The following is a 17,216-nucleotide window of genomic DNA, read 5'->3' as shown; positions in this document are numbered from 1 at the left end:
CCCGGCCGCCTTATCGGGCGAATGCCCCGCGCAGGACGGGGCCTTCGCCCGGCCAAATAATTAGGCGAGGCTGGCCGGTAGTAACGTGTCGGGTGCCGGGATACTGTTGCGCGGGCGGAGTAATCCCGAGGTGAGGACAGACTAGGAGAGCGGCAGTGCCGTACATCATCGCTGAACCGTGCGTTGACGTGAAGGACAAGGCGTGCATCGAGGAATGCCCCGTGGATTGCATCTACGAGGGTGGCCGCATGCTGTACATCCATCCCGACGAGTGCGTGGACTGTGGTGCGTGTGAGCCGGTCTGCCCGGTGGAGGCGATCTTCTACGAGGACGACACCCCGGACCAGTGGAGCGGTTACGTCAACGCGAACGTCGATTTCTTCAACGACCTCGGCTCGCCCGGCGGCGCGACCAAGGTGGGCGCCGTCGATTACGACCCGCCGTTCATCAAAGAACTCCCGCCGATGGCGAGCGAGTGAGTAGACGCACCCGGGTCAGCGCGCTGCTACCCGATTTCCCCTGGGACACCATCGCTTCGGTGAAGGAGCGGGCGGCGGCGCATCCGGGCGGGCTCGTCGATCTCTCGGTCGGCACCCCGGTCGATCCGGTCGATCCGCTGATTCGCACCGCGCTGAACGCGGTCGCGGCGGTGCCCGGATATCCGACCGTCCACGGCACTCCCGAACTCCGCGCGGCCGCGGTCGACGCGCTGGCCCGGCGTTATCGGATCACCGGTGTGCACCCGTCGGCGGTGCTTCCGGTGATCGGCACCAAGGAGCTCATCGCGGGCCTGCCTCGGTTACTCGGTTTGGGCGCCGACGATCTCGTCGTCATCCCGGAGGTCGCGTATCCGACCTACGAGGTCGGCGCGCTGCTGGCCGGTACTCGGATGTTGCGCGCCGACGGGCTCACCCGGCTCGGGCCGGAGCGCCCGGCGCTGATCTTCCTCAACTCGCCGTCGAATCCCACCGGCCGGGTGCTCGGGGTGGAGCATCTGCGCAAGGTGGTGGCGTTCGCGCGGGAGCGCGGCGTCATCGTCGCCTCCGACGAGTGCTATCTCGGTCTGTCCTGGGAGGGCCGGGCGCTGTCGATCCTCGATCCCGAGGTCTGCGATGGCGACCACACGAACCTGCTCGCCATCCATTCGCTGTCCAAGACCTCGAGCCTGGCGAGTTACCGCGCCGGATTCGTCGTCGGCGATCCGGAGCTCATCGGCGAAATGCTGGAGGTGCGCAAGCATTCCGGCATGATGGTGCCCCTCCCGATCCAGGCCGCGATGACCGCGGCGCTCGGCGATGACGAGCACGAGGCGCGGCAGCGGGAGCGGTACCGGGCGCGGCGCGAGGTGTTGCGTAAAGCGTTGGCGGGGGCCGGTTTCCGGATCGATCACTCCGAGGCCGGGCTGTACCTCTGGTCGACCCGCGGCGAACCCGGCCTGACGACCTTGGATTGGCTCGCCGACCGCGGAATCCTCGCCGCGCCCGGCCACTTCTACGGTCCGCAGGGCGCGGAGCACGTACGAATCGCGTTGACGGCCAGCGATGAGCGGATCGCTGCGGCAGCAGAACGCTTGAGCGGCAGCTGATTTCGGTTTGGCAGGACCGAAACTCGAAGCTAGGCAGTAGTTTCCGGATTTGGGCCGGGTGGCTGGATTCGCGGATCCGCGAAGATCTCGATATTCGGGCCGCCCTCCTCGGAAAGCCTGGCGGCGGCGGCATCGGTGATTCGCAGCGCGAACAATCCGGCCTCCGGATCGACCGGAATCAGTCCGTATCCCACATCGACATCCGCCTCGGACAATTGGAGCTTCTGCAACGCGTCGCAGAGTGTCGCGGTTTTCGGTAGCCGAACGGTCAACAGCGGCATGTCTCCACGCTACGCCCGAACGCTGGTGTTCTTCAGTGCCGCGAGCAGTGCCGCCGCATCGGCGACGCCGTAACCGTAGTCGTAGTCGAAACCGCTCTTGCCGTGCTTGATCGCGGTGCGCCGCACCAGATCTCGCAATTGCGCCGGTGTCAGTGCGGTGGCCGGGTAACGGGTGCGGATGGCCGCGATCAGCCCGGCGGCGACGGGGGTGGCGGCCGAGGTACCCGAGTCGGGGGTGCCCGCGCCGAAAGCAGTCGAGCCGAGGAAGTGGGTGTAGGCGCAGATATCGGGTTTCTTGTCGGTGAGCCGGCCCGGCCCCTGGGAGGAGTAACCCACCCTGGTGTTCGAGGTGTCGACGCCGCCGATACTCAACACGCTCGGATGCGAATTCGCCCCGGTGATCGGGCGATCGGCGTAACCACAGCGGCCGTCGGGGCAGTCGCGTCCGCAATTGCCCGCGGCGAACAGGATGTCGGCGCCCGCGGCCTCCAGCGAGCCGACGATGATGTTGAACGGATGGGACGGATTGTCGGAGTAGTTCCCCGGCTGGCCGACCGGGAAATCCCAATCGGGCGAGAACGCGCCCCAACTATTGCTGACCACCAGCGCCCGGGTGGCCGCCGGTTGGTCGGTGAGCACGGTGCGCAGCCGCGCGTACCCGGCCAGCGCGTCGGACAGCAGGCCGTCCATCGCGGTCTGGCCCTGGCGGGTGCTGCGCAGTACCGGATAGTCGAGCAGGGTGACGCGCGGTGCGGCGATCATCGTGTCGAAGGCGCACATGGTGCCGTGGTCGACCGGGAACTGGCCCGCTGTTCCGGTGACGCCCTGCGGATTCCAGCTGCGCCGCGCGTCGATGGTGACCGTGCTGCCGCGGGCCTGCTCGACGAACGCCGCGTTGATCCCGGTGTCGACGACGGCGAGCGCCACCGACTGCCCGGTCAGCCCCGACGCCGCCAAATCGGTGGTGTGCAGCAGTGATTCGATATCGGTCCAGGTGCCGACCGGGTCGCTGTCACCACAGGTGATGATGCCCTCGATGACCGGATCGGCGAATACCCCGGTGATCGCCGGTTGTGCGGTCAGCCGCTGTACGACGGCATCGATATCGGTCTCGGCGATCTCGCCGCGCACCACCACCGAGGCATGCTCCGGCGCGAGCGAATACATCGGCCCGTCCTCGAAGCGGAGTGCGCGCGGTACCGCGACGGGATGCCATGCCCGGTCCACGACCGTGTCGGGCAGTTCGCCGACCACCTCCCCGGCGGTGACCGTGACCGCCGGATCGGCGATCGCGGCGATCACATCGGCCGTCGGACGAAGCTGAATCAGCACGCGCATGACGCCATATTGCCGGTAGTAGGGGTAAAAATACGGGTTGACGCGCGAATTCGTACCAAACCGTGTCTTGACGGGCGGGACCCGGCCACCGGGTTAGCCTGGAGTATGGACGCTGTCACGGTAGTCCCCATACCCGCGAACGAGCCCGTGCACTCCTACGCACCGGGCACCCGCGAGCGCGAGCTGCTCATCGCCCGGCTCGCCGAGATCTCGGGCCATTGCGTCGAGGTGCCGCTGGTGATCGGCGGCAAACCACGACCGGGCATCGGCACCCGGCACGATATCGTCGCACCGCACCGGCACCGGCAGGTGCTCGGAACATACACCGACACAACACATTCCGAGGCGCAGGACGCGATCGATGCGGCGACGGCGGCTGCACCCGGTTGGCGCGCGATGCCTTTCGACGAGCGCGCCGCCATCCTGTTGCGCGCGGCCGACCTGCTGGCCGGGCCGTGGCGCGAAACCATCGCCGCCGCAACGATGCTCGGCCAGTCGAAATCGGTCGTGCAGGCCGAGATCGACGCGCCGTGTGAGCTGATCGACTTCTGGCGGTTCAATGTCGCCTTCGCCAGGGAGATTTTGCAACAACAGCCGCAGTCGAGTCCGGGCGTGTGGAACCGGATGGATTACCGGCCGCTCGAGGGGTTCGTCTACGCGATCACGCCGTTCAACTTCACCGCCATCGCCGGAAATCTGCCCACCGCACCGGCTTTGATGGGCAATACCGTGGTGTGGAAGCCGTCGCCGACGCAGACGCTCGCGGCGTACCACACCATGCGGCTGCTGGAGGCGGCGGGCCTGCCGCCCGGCGTGATCAATATGGTCACCGGTGACGGTGTCGAGCTGTCCGAGGTGGCGCTGGCCGACCGGCGGCTGGCCGGAATCCATTTCACGGGCTCCACCAAGACATTCCAGTACCTCTGGCAGCAGGTCGGCGCGAATATCGGCCGCTACGACTGCTATCCGCGACTGGTCGGCGAGACGGGCGGCAAGGATTTCATCGTCGCGCACGCGTCGGCGGATCCGAAGGCGCTGTGCACCGCGCTGATTCGCGGCGCGTTCGAATATCAGGGCCAGAAATGTTCGGCCGCGTCCCGCGCCTACATCGCGCGCTCGGTGTGGCGCGAGATGGGCGACGATTTCCTGAATCTGACCGCCGAGCTGACCTACGGCGATGTCGCCGATCTGTCGAATTTCGGTGGGGCGCTGATCGATCGGCGCGCCTACGACAAGAATGTCGCCGCCATCGAGCGGGCCAGGTCGGCGGGCATCACCATTCCGGTCGGCGGCACCTATGACGACAACGAGGGCTGGTTCGTCCGCCCGACGGTGCTGCTGGCCGACGACCCGCGCGACGAATCCTTCGCCACCGAGTATTTCGGCCCGATCCTGTCGGTGCACGTCTACGACGATGCCGAACCCGGCGCGTACACCGCGGTGCTCGCCGAGGTGGAATCGGCCGCGCCGTACGGATTGACCGGCGCGGTCTTCGCGCGGGATCGCAATGCCGTCGAACAGGCCGGCGCCGCACTGCGTTTCGCGGCGGGCAACTTCTATATCAACGACAAGCCGACCGGTGCGGTGGTCGGCCAGCAGCCGTTCGGCGGGGCCCGCGCGTCCGGCACCGACGACAAGGCGGGCTCACCGCTGAACCTGCTGCGCTGGGTCGCGCCGCGCGCGATCAAGGAAACCTTCGTCCCGCCAACGGATTACCGGTATCCGCATATGAGCTAGTGGCGGGCCTAAACCAGCGGCAGCCCGCGCCGCATCCGTCGCCGCATATCGAACAGGTAGGCGTTGAGCGGAAACATCCTGGCCTGCTTGGGCAGTCGGGTGTGCACGGCGGCGATCGCGCGCAGCAGCAGATCGAATCGGCGCTGATCGCGTTCGGTCCAGGTCATTCGCATCTCGTCGCGCAGATGCTGCGGCAGCAGCCCGGTGACGGCGAACCGCTGCAGCCGCGCGAAGGTGAATTGCACCGGGCGCGGCAGCATTTTCAGGTCGATCAGGTCGTCGAAGTAATCGCGCAGCGCGGGTTCGATACCGCGCTGGGCCAGGTTCTCCGTCCAATACCGTTGGAAGGCGGCACGATCCGCGGGCCACAGCTCCGGCCGCATCTGCAGCGTCGTGCCGAATCGAGCGCAGTATCGGTAGAACGCCTCGGCCGTCTCCGGATCCATCGGCCCGTGCATGCGGGTGTAGAGATCGTCGATGCCCCAGTAGAGGCAGGCCGCGACCCACAGCTGCAATTTCGGATCGAAGGCGTTGTATTTCACCGGGCTGGCCGCGGTCGAACGCACCGGCCGATGCGATTCGTCGACCGCCGCGCGGTAGGCGGCCCGTTCCGCGTCGGAACCCATCATCGCGACGGCGAGGTAGGTGAGCGTGGTGCGCATCCGCTTGAGCGGATGCAGGGTGACCTTTCCGCTGTCGACGGTGCTCTCCAACACGCCCCGGCCGACCGGGCGGAGGCTGAGCTGCATGATCACATTGGCGACGCCGCCGAGGAATGCGGCGATTCCGTCGATGTACTCCTGCACGGTCTCCGGCGTGATCGGTTCGGCGTACTCGTCGATCCGGGCTGGCGCGGTCATCGCGGCTCCTCGTTGAGCGATAGTGAGATGATTCATCTACAAATCTCTCATCGTCTCGATATGCTGTCAATCGTCCGCACCGATTCCTGAGGGTATGTGATGCTGAATCTGTCATCGTTTCGCCGATCGATGGGGTGAATGCCATGGCAAGGCTCAATCGGCTGCTGGCCCGGGTGCGCGACGCCGGGCCGGAAGACGGCAATCAGACACGGGTCCTCGACGCCGCACTGCTCGCCTTCCTCGACTTCGGCATCAAACGCACCAGCATGGTCGAGGTGGCCCGGCGCTGCGGTCTCTCACCCGCCACCCTCTACCGGCGCTATGCCAGCAAATCTGATCTGATCCAGGCCGTCGGCCTCTGGCAGGCGCGGCAGTTCGTCGCGCAGGCCGATGCGGCGTTGCAGCGGCAGATCGAACGGGACGCCAGCGCCGAGGATCAGATCGCCGAACTCTTCGTCGCATTCCTGAATGGCTTGCGCGGCAACAAGTTACTGGACAGGCTGCTGCAGACGGAGCCGGAGATCGTGCTGCCCCAGCTCACGGTGCGGGGCGCACGGGTGCTGGAGCTGGGCCGAGATTACCTGGCGGAGTTCATATCCCGGCTACAACGCGAGGGCAAGCTGCCCCCGTACGATCCGGCGCCGCTCGCCGAAATGATTGCGCGCACGGCACTTTCGCTCGCGCTCACCAGACAGACGGTGATCCCGCTCGACGACGACGATGCCGCGCGCCGGTTCGCCCGCGATCACATCGTCGTATCGTTCCGGGTGCCTGAAACCTAGGCATCGCATAGCGATTCGATGGGCCAGGTATCGCGCGGCGATTCGATGGGGCGGACCTACAGGAACAGCGGGAACAATGTGCGCGTCAGCTCCGGCAGCGCGTCGAGCACATCCGCGGTCTCCTCGGCGGCGGTGCCGTGCGTATGCGCGGCGACGGCGAACCACGGCCCGTACGAGGTCGAGGCCACCTCCGGCGGCCCGTAATCCGACCAACCCCATTTGCTGCCGAGCACGCCGGGCATATGCGAAGTGCCCCAATCCTGTTCGGTGCCGTCGGCGGCGATCGACGAGGCGGTGGTCATCCATTCGAAGATCGGTGACGCCGGATCGTCGCGCAGCTTCTGCTCCAGGAAGTCGGCCACATCGGCCGCGCTGGTCGATGCCGAACCCCAATCCGGGCCGGCTTGGGTCTCGTGCAGGTGGAATTCCTTGGCGATCGCATCGATCGCGGCCGGATAGCGAGCGGACAGCAAATCCGCGGCCCGGTCGTCGGAGAGGCGGATCATCCGCTCGCTCAGCTCGCGATCGAGCGCCGAGCCGTCGCCGTGCCGCAGCGCGTAGTCGACGATGTAGAGCTTGGTCAGCGAGAGCCCGCTGCGGGCTTCGTGCTCGTTGGCGGTGCCCCAGTGCAGGCCGATGGTCGAGCGCAGCGAGATCGCGGTGCGCTGGGGCACCTGTTCGTGTTCGGCGGCCGCCGCCCTGGTCGCGGTGCAGGCGAGACAGATTCCGGTTCCGACGACGGCCGCCAGTGCCACCCTGCGATAGCCCACGGTTACCTCCCGGGTCCATGCGTCGGCGGTATGCGCTGGCGCTCAGTCGAGATAACCTCGAGCAACCGAGGATCGCACCATGCGACACGCCGAATATGCGCGATTGTCGCCGGGCGTGTCTTATACCAGCGGCAGGCCGAACTTGCGGCGCACCCGCATATCCAGCAGGAAGGCGTTGACCGGAAAAACCTTGACCGCCTTCGGCATTCGCGCCTCCACCAGGCCGACCGCGCGCAGCAGCCGCGCCAGCGCGCGATCGTCGCGCGCACTCCACCGCATCCCCATTTCGGCGCGCAGGTGCGGCGGCAGCAATCCGGCGGTCACCCAGCGGTGGAAGCCGCCGAACGCCAACTGGATCGGGCGCGGGAACATCTTCAGGTCGACGATCTCCCAGAAGTAGTCGCGGATCGGCGGATCGATACTGGTCCGGTTCAGATTTTCGGCCCAGTATCGATCGAAGGCCGCGCGGTCGGCCGGCCACATGCCGGGCCGCACCTGCAGGGTGGTGCCGAGCCGCTCGGCGTGCCGGTAGAACCCGTCGGCGGCCGTCTCGTCCATCGGACCGTGCATGCGTTCGTACAGGTCGCGCGCGCCCCAGTAGAGGCAGGCCGCCACCCACAGCTGCAGCCGGGAATCGAACGCGCTGTATTTCACCGGGCTGTCCGGCGTGGAGCGGACGGGGATATGCGATCGATTGACCGCCTCGCGGTAGGCGGCCCGTTCATCCTCGGTGCCGAGGAGCGCGACCGCCAGATAGGTCAGCGTGGTGCGGGTCCGCTTGATCGGATGCAGCATGATCTTGCCGCTGTCGACGGTGCTTTCCAGTACGCCGTAGCCCACCGGCGGCAGGCTCAGCTGCATGATGACGTTGGCCGCCGCGCCGAAAAACGCGGCCGAGCCGTCGATTACTGCTCGGATGTCGAAATCGTCGCCGGTTGCGGCTGGGACGACGGCGCGGAGCGGGCTGGTCATCGTCGACCTCGTTCTCGTCGTTGAGAAACTTATGCATCAACTTTCTCACTGACTCGGGAAGGGTGTCAACGGGCACCGACCGGAGTGGGTGCGTCCTCGGCCCGAGAAGTAGCGTGGGCGAATGTCGTTCGGTCCGCCGCTGCTGCTCCGCTCCCTCAACCCGATCGCCGTTGCCCAGGGGGCCGATATCCCCAATGCCGTCACCATCGACGGCGTGACCATGTCGCGCGGCGATCTACTCGGCGCGGCGACCTCGGTCGCCGAGCGGATCGCCCGGGCCGACCGGGTCGCCGTGCTGGCCAGACCCACCGCGACCACCGTGCTGGCCGTGCTCGGCTGCCTGATCGCCGGTGTCACCGTGGTGCCGGTGCCGCCGGATTCCGGCGCCGCCGAGCTCGCGCACATCCTCGCCGATTCCGGTGCGCAGGCCTGGCTCGGCGACGCGCCCGACGGCACCGAGCTGCCGGTGGTTCCGGTGCGTCTGCACGCCAGGTCCTGGCACACCTATCCCGAACCCGACCCGGCCACAACGGCTTTCATCCTCTACACCTCGGGCACCACGGGCCTGCCGAAAGGTGTCGTGCTCAGCCGCGGCGCCATCGCCGCCGGCTTGGACGCGCTCGCCGACGCCTGGGCCTGGACGCCGAACGACGTTCTGGTGCACGGACTTCCGCTGTTCCACGTGCACGGGCTGATCCTCGGTGTGCTCGGCCCGCTGCGGGTGGGCAGCCCGCTCGTGCACACCGGCAAACCGACGCCGCAGGCGTATGCGGCCGCGGGCGGCACACTGTACTTCGGGGTGCCTACGGTGTGGTCGCGCATCGTCGAAGACCCCACTGCCGCAAAGCAATTGAGTGAGGCGCGGTTACTCGTCTCGGGTAGTGCGCCGCTGCCGGTGCCGGTATTCGAGAAGTTGCGCGAGCTCACCGGCCACGCGCCCGTCGAGCGCTACGGCATGAGCGAAACCATGATCACCCTGTCCACCCGCGCCGACGGCGAACGCAGGCCGGGCTGGGTCGGCACACCGGTGCGCGGCGTGCGCACCCGGCTGCGCGACGAGGCGGGCAACGATGTGCCGCACGACGGCGAAAGCATTGGCGGCCTACAGGTTTGCGGTCCGATGCTGTTCGACGGCTACCTCAACCGCCCGGAGGTGACCGCAGAGAACTTCACCGCCGACGGCTGGTTCAAAACCGGTGACGTCGCCGTCATCGACGCGGGCGGCTTTCACCGCATCGTCGGCCGCGAATCGGTGGACCTGATCAAATCCGGCGGCTACCGCGTCGGCGCGGGCGAGGTGGAGACGGTGCTGCTCGGCCACCCGGCCGTGGCCGAGGCCGCCGTCGTCGGTCTGCCCGACGCCGACCTCGGCCAGCGCATCGTCGGCTTCGTCGTATTGCGCGGCACACCAACCGATTCCATCGAAAAAGAGCTCATCGACCATGTGGCCGAACAGCTTTCGGTGCACAAGCGCCCGCGCGAGATCCGGGTGGTCGACGCGCTGCCGCGCAACGCCATGGGCAAGGTGCAGAAGAAGCTGCTCGGCTAGTCGTTGGCGTGCAGTGCGGCGTTGAGTTCGATGCCGGTTCCCTTGCGCGGCACCACCTCCACCGCGCCGGACTGCGAATTGCGGCGGAACAGCAGGTTGTCGCGCCCGCTCAGCTCGGCGGCCTTGACGACGGTGCCGTCGGGGGTGGCGACCTTGGTGCCCGCGGTGAGGTACAGGCCCGCCTCGACGATGCAATCGTTGCCGAGCGAGATGCCGAGCCCGGCGTTCGCGCCGAGCAGCGAGCGCTCACCGATCGAGATGACCTGCTTACCGCCGCCGGACAGGGTGCCCATGATCGACGCGCCGCCGCCGATATCGGAGCCGTCGCCCACCAGAACGCCCTGCGAGATGCGACCCTCGACCATCGATGCGCCGAGCGTGCCCGCGTTGTAGTTGACGAAACCCTCGTGCATCACGGTGGTGCCTGCGGCCAGGTGCGCGCCGAGCCGCACCCGGTCGGCGTCGGCGATCCGGACGCCCGCGGGCACCACGTAATCCACCAGACGCGGGAATTTGTCGATGCCGTACACGGTGACCGGGCCGCGGGCGCGCAGCTTCAGCCGGGTGAGTTCGAATTCCTCCAGCGAGCACGGACCGTGGTTGGTCCACACCACATTGGCGAGCAGGCCGAAGATGCCGTCCAGGTTCGCGCCGTGCGGCCGGATCAGTCGGTGCGAGAGCAGGTGCAGGCGCAGGTAGACGTCGTGGGTGTCGACCGGCGCGGCGGACAGGTCGGCGATGGTGGTGCGCACGACGGCCACCTCCACCCGCCGGGCCTCGTCCGGGCCGGCCAGCTCGGCGAATTTGGCGTATTCGACGTCGGCGGGATCCAGCCGCTTGGTGCACGACTCACCGAATTCGCCCAACTCCGGGTACGGGTACCAGGTGTCGAGGACGGTTCCGTTGGCCGTGATGGTGGCGAGGCCGACTGCTGCTGCTCCCTGAGTACTCACGTCCAGACAGGTTACTCACCGTAGGCTGATCCGTGTGACCCTGGATCTGCACGCCGACCCGATCGACCTGACCGCCGCCCTCGTCGATATCGCGAGCGTTTCCCGCGACGAGGACCGCATCGTCACCCTCGTCGAGCGCGCGCTGCGCGAACAGACCACCGGATTCGAAGTGCTGCGGCACGGCAATGTGGTGTTGGCGCGCACGAATCGCGGTCTGCCGACCAGGGTGGTGCTGGCCGGTCACCTGGACACCGTCCCGATCGCCGACAATGTGCCCGGCCGTTTCGTCACCGACGACGCCGGGCAGCGCGTGCTCTACGGCTGCGGCAGCGTCGATATGAAATCCGGTGACGCCGTCTTCCTGCATCTGGCCGCGACGGTCGCCGAGCCGGTGCACGACCTGACGCTGATCTTCTACGACTGCGAGGAGCTCGCCGCGGAGTTCAACGGGCTCGGCCATATCGAGCGCGAACTGCCCGAATGGCTTGCGGGCGATCTGGCGATCCTCGGCGAACCGTCGGGCGGCTGGGTCGAGGCGGGCTGCCAGGGCACCATGCGGGCCCGGCTCGCCACCGCGGGCACCCGGTCGCATTCGGCGCGAGCCTGGTTGGGCGACAACGCGATTCACCGGCTCGCACCCATCTTGCAGCGGCTTGCGGACTACCGGGGGCGCGAGGTCGACATCGACGGCTGCGTCTACCGGGAAGGCCTGTCCGCGGTGCGGGTGTCCGGTGGTGTCGCGGGCAATGTGGTGCCCGATGCCGCCGAGGTGGACGTCAACTTCCGCTTCGCCCCCGACCGCACCGTCGAACAGGCCACCGAGCACGTGCGCGAGGTATTCGCCGGTCTGGAACTGGATTTCGCGGTCACCGACGCCGCGCCCGGCGCGCTGCCCGGACTCACCGCACCGACAGCCAAGGACCTGATCGCCTCGGTGCACCGGCACGGCGGCGGCGGGGTGCGCGCCAAATACGGCTGGACCGATGTCTCGCGTTTCGCGGCCCGCGGCATACCCGCGGTGAACTTCGGGCCCGGCGATCCGAACCTCGCGCACAAGCGGGACGAGCACGTCCCGGTCGCCCAGATCACCGCGGTGACCGCGATACTGCGCAGCTATTTGACCGGTTCACAACCGTGACAGACCGCTCGGTCACCATCGCGTATCGGTGACGAGCCGGGCGCTTGAACGTCCGATGACTTCTCCCGTCCACCCGCTGACGGGCGGGCGCTGACCGGTAGCGTGGTGACATGTCCACCGATGCCGCCGACCACGAGGTTGCCAGCGCGCCGAAATCCACCCCCAAGTTCCGCGGCCCGATCATGTTCCGCCGCGAACGCAAGGAAGGACTCGGCACCTCGGATCAGAATCTGCTCGACAAGCACGGCCCGAGCGATTGGGTGCACACCGATCCGTGGCGGGTGCTGCGCATCCAGGCCGAATTCGTCGAGGGCTTCGGCGCGCTCGCGGAGGTGCCGCGCGCGGTCGCGGTCTTCGGTTCGGCGCGGACGACGGTGGATCATCCCGAATATCACGCGGGCATGGCGATCGGCGCCGCGCTGGCGCGGGCCGGATTCGCGGTGATAACCGGCGGCGGGCCCGGCGCGATGGAGGCGGTGAACCGCGGCGCGAGCGAGGCGGGCGGCTATTCGATCGGTCTCGGCATCGAGCTGCCATTCGAGCAGAGCCTCAACGAGTGGGTGGATCTGGGCATCAACTTCCGCTACTTCTTCGCCCGCAAGACCATGTTCGTGAAGTACTCGCAGGCATTCGTCTGCCTCCCCGGCGGATTCGGCACCCTCGACGAGCTGTTCGAGGCGTTGACGCTGGTGCAGACGCGCAAGATCACGCGCTTCCCGATCATCCTGTTCGGCACGAAATACTGGGCCGGACTTGTCGATTGGCTGCGCGATTCGCTCGGCGGCTCCGGCAAGATCGCGCCGGGGGATCTGGGGCTGCTGCATGTGACGGACAGCGTCGACGAGATTGTGCAGATCGTATTGGGTGCGGCCGAAGCGGGTGCCGCACCCGACGCACTAGGTACGGAGGATGAATGGTGAGCGACCCCTATTCGGTGTGTGTCTACTGCTCTTCGAGCACGACCGACCAGGCGCAGCTCGCGCTGGCCGCCAAGGTCGGTACCGAAATCGCCAGGCGCGGTTGGCAATTGGTCTCCGGCGGCGGACACGTCTCGATGATGGGCGCGGTCGCCACCGCGACCCGGGCCGGCGGCGGGCACACCGTCGGGGTCATCCCGAAACATCTGGTGCACAAGGAGGTCGCCGACGTCGACGCCGACGAGCTGCTGGTCACCGACACCATGCGCGAGCGAAAACTGCTCATGGAGCAGCGTTCCGACGCATTCCTCACGCTGCCCGGCGGCATCGGCACGCTGGAGGAGTTGTTCGAAACCTGGACCGGCGGGTATCTCGGTGAACACGACAAGCCGGTGGTGGTGCTCGATCACGATGGCTTCTTCGGCGGGCTGTTCGCCTGGCTGGGCGAACTGCGCGACCGCAAGGTCGTCCCGCAGGCGCAGCTGGACCGGATCACGGTCGTCGGCGATATCGCCGCGGCCTTCGAGGCGCTGAAACCGGGGGCGTAGCCGCCGAATTCCGGTACCGTCGGTTCCACCCTGGCCGGCTGTCACAGTAAACCGGTGGCGGATAGGAGATCTGCGCGTGAACACCGAAGCCCGCTCGACGGTGAGCCTGTTCGACCTGGTCCGGCGGTTGCCCGGCATGGCCTTCGACGCGCCGAGTATGGCGCGCAGCGCCCTCGGCCTGCTGGTGCGATCCGGCGACCGGGCATCGGTCGGCCTGTACTTCCAGCGCAACGCGCACCGCCACCCGAACCGGACCTTCCTGCGGTTCGAAGGGCGCGCCTACACGTACGGCGAGGCCAATGCCGAGGTCAACCGGTACGCGAATGTGCTTGCCGGGCACGGTGTCTCGCGCGGGGACGTGGTCGGCGTGCTGATGACGAACCGGCCGGAGACTCTGCTGCTCGTGCTGGCGACGGTGAAACTCGGCGCGACGGTGGGCCTGCTGAACCACCATCAGCGCGATCAGGTGCTCGCGCACAGCTTCGGCCTGCTGAACAGCGTGCTCAACGTGGTGGGCGAGGAGTGCGCCGAGGCGCTGGACTCGCTGGCCGAACCGCCGGCGAACATCCTGTTCACCGAGCAATTGCGAAGTGCGGCAAAGGATGCCGACGATGCCGATCCGGCGGTGTGCGCGCAGGTCACCGCCGGTGAGCGCGCCTTTCTCATCTTCACCTCCGGCACCACCGGTCTGCCGAAGGCCAGCGTGATGACCCACCAGCGCTGGACCAAGAGCATGGCCGGGCTCGGCGGGCTCGGAGTCCGCTTGCGCGGCAACGACATTCTCTACAGCTGCCTGCCGCTGTACCACAACAACGCGCTCACCGTCGCGCTGTCGTCGGTGCTGTCCTCGGGCGCCACCTTCGCCCTCGGCCGCCAGTTCTCGGCGTCGCGGTTCTGGGACGAGGTGATTCGCGAGGAGGCCACCGGCTTCATCTATATCGGCGAATTGTGCCGATACCTGCTGAACCAGCCGCCCAAGCCGACCGACCGGCAGCATCGAGTCAGGTTGTGCGTCGGCAACGGTTTGCGCCCGGAGCTGTGGGACGAATTCAAGCGGCGTTTCGGCATCGACCGGATCGTCGAGTTCTACGGGGCGAGCGAAGGGAATGTCGCCTTCATCAACGCGTTCGGGGTGGACCGCACCGCGGGCTTCGGCCCGCTGCCGTACGCCATCGTCGAATACGACGACGCGACCGGCCGAGCCCGCCGGGATGCGAACGGACGGCTGCGCCGGGTGCGCACGGGTGGCGTCGGGCTGCTGCTGTCCAAGGTGACCGAGCGCTCACCGTTCGACGGCTACACCGATAAGGCCGCCTCGGAGGCGAAGCTCGTCCGCGACGGCTTCACCGATGGGGATGTGTGGTTCGACACCGGCGATCTGGTGCGCGACCAGGGCTGGCATCACATCGCCTTCGTCGATCGGCTCGGCGATACCTTCCGCTGGAAGGGGGAGAACGTGGCGACCACCGAGGTCGAGGCCGCGCTGTGCGAGGCGCCCGAAATCGAGCAGGCCGTGGTATTCGGCGTCGATATACCGGGTGCCGACGGCAAGGCCGGAATGGCGGCGGTGACGCTGCGCCCCGGCACCGAATTCGACGGTCGCGCCCTGGCGAAGGCGGCGTTCGAGCAGCTGCCTGGTTACGCGGTTCCGCTGTTCGTTCGCGTCGTCGCCGAACTCGAACAGACATCGACCTTCAAGAGCCGCAAGGTCGAACTGCGTAAACAGGGTTATCAGCCCGATCCCGCGAGCACGCTGTACGTGCTGGCCGGGCGGGCCGAGGGCTATATCCCCGCCTACGACGATTACGCCGGTGACGTCGCCGCAGGACGCGCTCCCAAGAACTAGTACCGGGATTCGGCTCGCGGGCGCACCAGTACAGTCGAGATCATGTTCAGCTCCACCGATGCGCCGCGCCCGACCCTCTGCGGCAAGCCGGTGGCGACCGACCGGGCGCTGGTGATGGCGATCGTCAACCGCACCCCGGATTCGTTCTACGACAGGGGGCCACCTTCACCGACGCCGCCGCCATGGATGCGGTGGCCCGCGCGGTGGACGAGGGCGCCGACCTGGTGGATATCGGCGGCGTGAAGGCCGGGCCGGGCGCCGTCGTCGACGCGGCGGAGGAGTCGCGGCGGGTGCTCCCGTTCGTCGCCGCCATCCGGGAGAAGTATCCGGACCTGCTCATCAGCATCGATACCTGGCGGGCCGAGGTGGCCGAGGCCGCGGTGGACGCGGGCGCGGACCTGATCAACGACACCTGGGCGGGCGCGGATCCGGATCTGGTCCGGGTGGCCGCCGACCGCGGCGTCGGCATCGTATGCAGCCACACCGGTGGCGCGATCCCGCGTACCCGCCCGCACCGGGTGCGCTATGCCGATGTGCTGGCCGAGGTGACCGAAACGCTGACGCACGCCGCCGAGAACGCCGCGGCGGCCGGGGTGCGCGCGGATTCGATCCTGATCGATCCGACCCATGATTTCGGCAAGAACACCTATCACGGGCTCGCGTTGTTGCGGGGAGTGGACGTTCTCGTAAATACCGGATGGCCGGTGTTGATGGCGCTGAGCAACAAGGATTTCATCGGGGAGACTCTTGGTGTCGGACTTTCCGAACGCCTGGAGGGCACATTGGCAGCAACGGCATGGTCGGCGGCCGCGGGCGCCCGCATGTTCCGGGTGCACGAGGTCGCCGCGACCCGGCGGGTGGTGGATATGATCGCCGCCATCCAGGGCATCCGGCCACCCGCACGCACCCTGCGAGGACTGGTATGAAATCCGTCGAAACCTGGGACACACCCGCCTGGCCGGTGGACGAACTCGTCGCCGCCAAGGCCGGGCGCACCGTATCGGTGGTGCTGCCCGCGCTCAACGAGGAACGCACCGTCGCCGATGTGGTGGCCAGTATCCGGCCGCTGCTCGGCACGCTGGTGGACGAGCTGATCGTGCTCGATTCCGGTTCCACCGATGCCACCGCGGAGCGGGCGCGCGCCGCGGGCGCCGAGGTGATCAGCCGGGAACAGGCCGTTCCCGAACTAGATCCGGTGCCGGGGAAGGGGGAGGTGCTGTGGCGCTCGCTGGCCGTCACCGGCGGCGACCTGATCGCATTCGTCGACTCCGACCTGATCGATCCGGATCCGGCCTTCGTGCCGAAACTGCTCGGTCCGCTGCTCACCGTCGACGAGATCCAGCTGGTCAAGGCGTACTACCGGCGTCCGCTGCGGCAGGGCGCCGCGGTGGACGCGCACGGCGGCGGCCGGGTCACCGAATTGGTTGCGCGCCCGCTGCTCGCCGCGCTGCGCCCGGAGCTCTCGCAGGTATTGCAGCCGCTCGGCGGTGAATACGCGGGCACCCGCGAACTGCTCACCTCGGTACCCTTCGCCCCCGGCTACGGCGTCGAGATCGGCTTGCTGCTCGACACCTTCGATCGGCTCGGCCTGTCCGCCATCGGGCAGGTCAACCTGGGGGTGCGCACCCACCGCAACCGTCCGCTCGCCGATCTCGGGGTGATGAGCCGCCAGATTCTCGGCACCGTGCTCGGCCGCAGCGGGGTGCAGGACTCGGGCGCGGCGCTCACCCAATTCCCGCTGATCGGTGACGCGTTCACGGCGCATCACACCGAGGTCTCGCTGGTGGATCGGCCGCCGATGAATACGCTGCGCCCGTCGCGGGTCGCCGCCTGATTCCGGCCCGGAGCGACTGACGGCCAAACCTTTTGGGGTGGTTTCCGATGCTCTGCGCGTTTGCTGGAAGATCGCTACGATATTTGTGAGGTCGATCCTCGCCTTT

Annotated in this window: 16 protein-coding genes and 1 pseudogene; 11 read left to right on the top strand and 6 right to left on the bottom strand. The window is 67.7% G+C overall.

Going from position 1 to position 17,216, the window contains the following annotated elements; genetic code table 11:
- Positions 1–155 precede the first annotated feature (155 nt).
- Positions 156–479 carry a ferredoxin gene (gene fdxA / locus LGY53_RS03075; RefSeq protein WP_194252452.1) on the top strand — a complete coding sequence of 108 codons (324 nt, stop codon included), beginning with the start codon at positions 156–158 and terminating at the stop codon, positions 477–479.
- Positions 476–1,585 (top strand): succinyldiaminopimelate transaminase, encoded by a 1,110-nt coding sequence (gene dapC, locus LGY53_RS03070; protein ID WP_225725086.1) that lies wholly within the window; start codon positions 476–478, stop codon positions 1,583–1,585. Before fdxA ends, dapC begins: the two co-directional genes overlap by 4 nt.
- Positions 1,586–1,614: 29 nt before the next feature.
- Here dapC and LGY53_RS03065 read toward each other — a convergent pair whose 3' ends face one another.
- Positions 1,615–1,866 carry a hypothetical protein gene (locus LGY53_RS03065; RefSeq protein ID WP_225725085.1) on the bottom strand — a complete coding sequence of 84 codons (252 nt, stop codon included), beginning with the start codon at positions 1,864–1,866 and terminating at the stop codon, positions 1,615–1,617.
- 9 nt (positions 1,867–1,875) lie between these two features.
- Positions 1,876–3,204: a S8 family serine peptidase gene (locus tag LGY53_RS03060; protein ID WP_305082698.1), complete on the bottom strand. Its 1,329-nt coding sequence runs from the start codon at positions 3,202–3,204 to the stop codon at positions 1,876–1,878.
- A 105-nt stretch (positions 3,205–3,309) separates the two neighbouring features.
- On the opposite strand from LGY53_RS03060, the gene pruA reads away from it, so the two are divergent.
- Complete coding sequence (gene pruA, locus LGY53_RS03055) at positions 3,310–4,941, top strand: L-glutamate gamma-semialdehyde dehydrogenase (protein WP_225725084.1); 1,632 nt, start codon at positions 3,310–3,312, stop codon at positions 4,939–4,941.
- A gap of 8 nt (positions 4,942–4,949) precedes the next feature.
- Here pruA and LGY53_RS03050 read toward each other — a convergent pair whose 3' ends face one another.
- The gene (locus tag LGY53_RS03050; RefSeq protein ID WP_225725083.1) at positions 4,950–5,801 is read right to left on the bottom strand and encodes an oxygenase MpaB family protein; all 852 of its coding nucleotides are present in this window, start codon (positions 5,799–5,801) and stop codon (positions 4,950–4,952) included.
- Between the two features lie 143 nt (positions 5,802–5,944).
- On the opposite strand from LGY53_RS03050, the gene LGY53_RS03045 reads away from it, so the two are divergent.
- On the top strand, positions 5,945–6,583 hold the full coding sequence (locus tag LGY53_RS03045; RefSeq protein ID WP_225725082.1) for a TetR/AcrR family transcriptional regulator: 639 nt from the start codon (positions 5,945–5,947) through the stop codon (positions 6,581–6,583).
- A 56-nt stretch (positions 6,584–6,639) separates the two neighbouring features.
- Here the strand turns inward: LGY53_RS03045 and LGY53_RS03040 are convergent, their stop codons facing one another.
- Positions 6,640–7,353, bottom strand: a complete 714-nt coding sequence (locus LGY53_RS03040) for a serine hydrolase (protein ID WP_225725081.1) — start codon at positions 7,351–7,353, stop codon at positions 6,640–6,642.
- A 120-nt stretch (positions 7,354–7,473) separates the two neighbouring features.
- Positions 7,474–8,325, bottom strand: a complete 852-nt coding sequence (locus LGY53_RS03035; RefSeq protein WP_225725080.1) for an oxygenase MpaB family protein — start codon at positions 8,323–8,325, stop codon at positions 7,474–7,476.
- 121 nt (positions 8,326–8,446) lie between these two features.
- Here LGY53_RS03035 and LGY53_RS03030 point away from each other — a divergent pair, with 121 nt between their 5' ends.
- Positions 8,447–9,874, top strand: coding sequence for an acyl-CoA synthetase (locus LGY53_RS03030; RefSeq protein ID WP_225725079.1), 1,428 nt, complete (start codon positions 8,447–8,449; stop codon positions 9,872–9,874).
- On the opposite strand, the gene dapD is transcribed toward LGY53_RS03030, so the two are convergent.
- The gene (gene dapD / locus LGY53_RS03025) at positions 9,871–10,827 is read right to left on the bottom strand and encodes a 2,3,4,5-tetrahydropyridine-2,6-dicarboxylate N-succinyltransferase (protein ID WP_225725078.1); all 957 of its coding nucleotides are present in this window, start codon (positions 10,825–10,827) and stop codon (positions 9,871–9,873) included. The genes LGY53_RS03030 and dapD overlap by 4 nt on opposite strands.
- Positions 10,828–10,861: 34 nt before the next feature.
- Between dapD and dapE the strand changes: the two genes are divergently transcribed.
- The 6 genes and pseudogenes from dapE (at position 10,862) to LGY53_RS02995 (ending at position 17,110) form a co-directional block, all read left to right on the top strand.
- On the top strand, positions 10,862–11,965 hold the full coding sequence (dapE, locus tag LGY53_RS03020; protein WP_225725077.1) for a succinyl-diaminopimelate desuccinylase: 1,104 nt from the start codon (positions 10,862–10,864) through the stop codon (positions 11,963–11,965).
- Between the two features lie 110 nt (positions 11,966–12,075).
- A complete protein-coding gene (locus LGY53_RS03015; RefSeq protein WP_167477642.1) occupies positions 12,076–12,885 on the top strand; it encodes a TIGR00730 family Rossman fold protein in 810 nt (269 codons plus the stop codon).
- Positions 12,879–13,430 carry a TIGR00730 family Rossman fold protein gene (locus LGY53_RS03010; protein ID WP_225725076.1) on the top strand — a complete coding sequence of 184 codons (552 nt, stop codon included), beginning with the start codon at positions 12,879–12,881 and terminating at the stop codon, positions 13,428–13,430. The genes LGY53_RS03015 and LGY53_RS03010 overlap by 7 nt, the downstream gene beginning before the upstream one ends.
- A 76-nt stretch (positions 13,431–13,506) precedes the next feature.
- Positions 13,507–15,276 carry a long-chain-acyl-CoA synthetase gene (locus tag LGY53_RS03005; RefSeq protein ID WP_225725075.1) on the top strand — a complete coding sequence of 590 codons (1,770 nt, stop codon included), beginning with the start codon at positions 13,507–13,509 and terminating at the stop codon, positions 15,274–15,276.
- 42 nt (positions 15,277–15,318) lie between these two features.
- Positions 15,319–16,202, top strand: a pseudogene (gene folP / locus LGY53_RS03000) (dihydropteroate synthase).
- Positions 16,199–17,110, top strand: coding sequence for a glucosyl-3-phosphoglycerate synthase (locus tag LGY53_RS02995; protein ID WP_225725074.1), 912 nt, complete (start codon positions 16,199–16,201; stop codon positions 17,108–17,110). Before folP ends, LGY53_RS02995 begins: the two are co-directional and overlap by 4 nt.
- Positions 17,111–17,216: the final 106 nt, after the last annotated feature.

Origin of the sequence: Nocardia sp. JCM 34519.1 (assembly GCF_020361265.1) — a bacterium.
Lineage (GTDB): Bacteria > Actinomycetota > Actinomycetes > Mycobacteriales > Mycobacteriaceae > Nocardia > Nocardia arthritidis_A.
The sequence above is the reverse complement of the archived record's forward strand: the minus strand, read 5'-3'. Positions and strand labels throughout refer to the sequence as shown.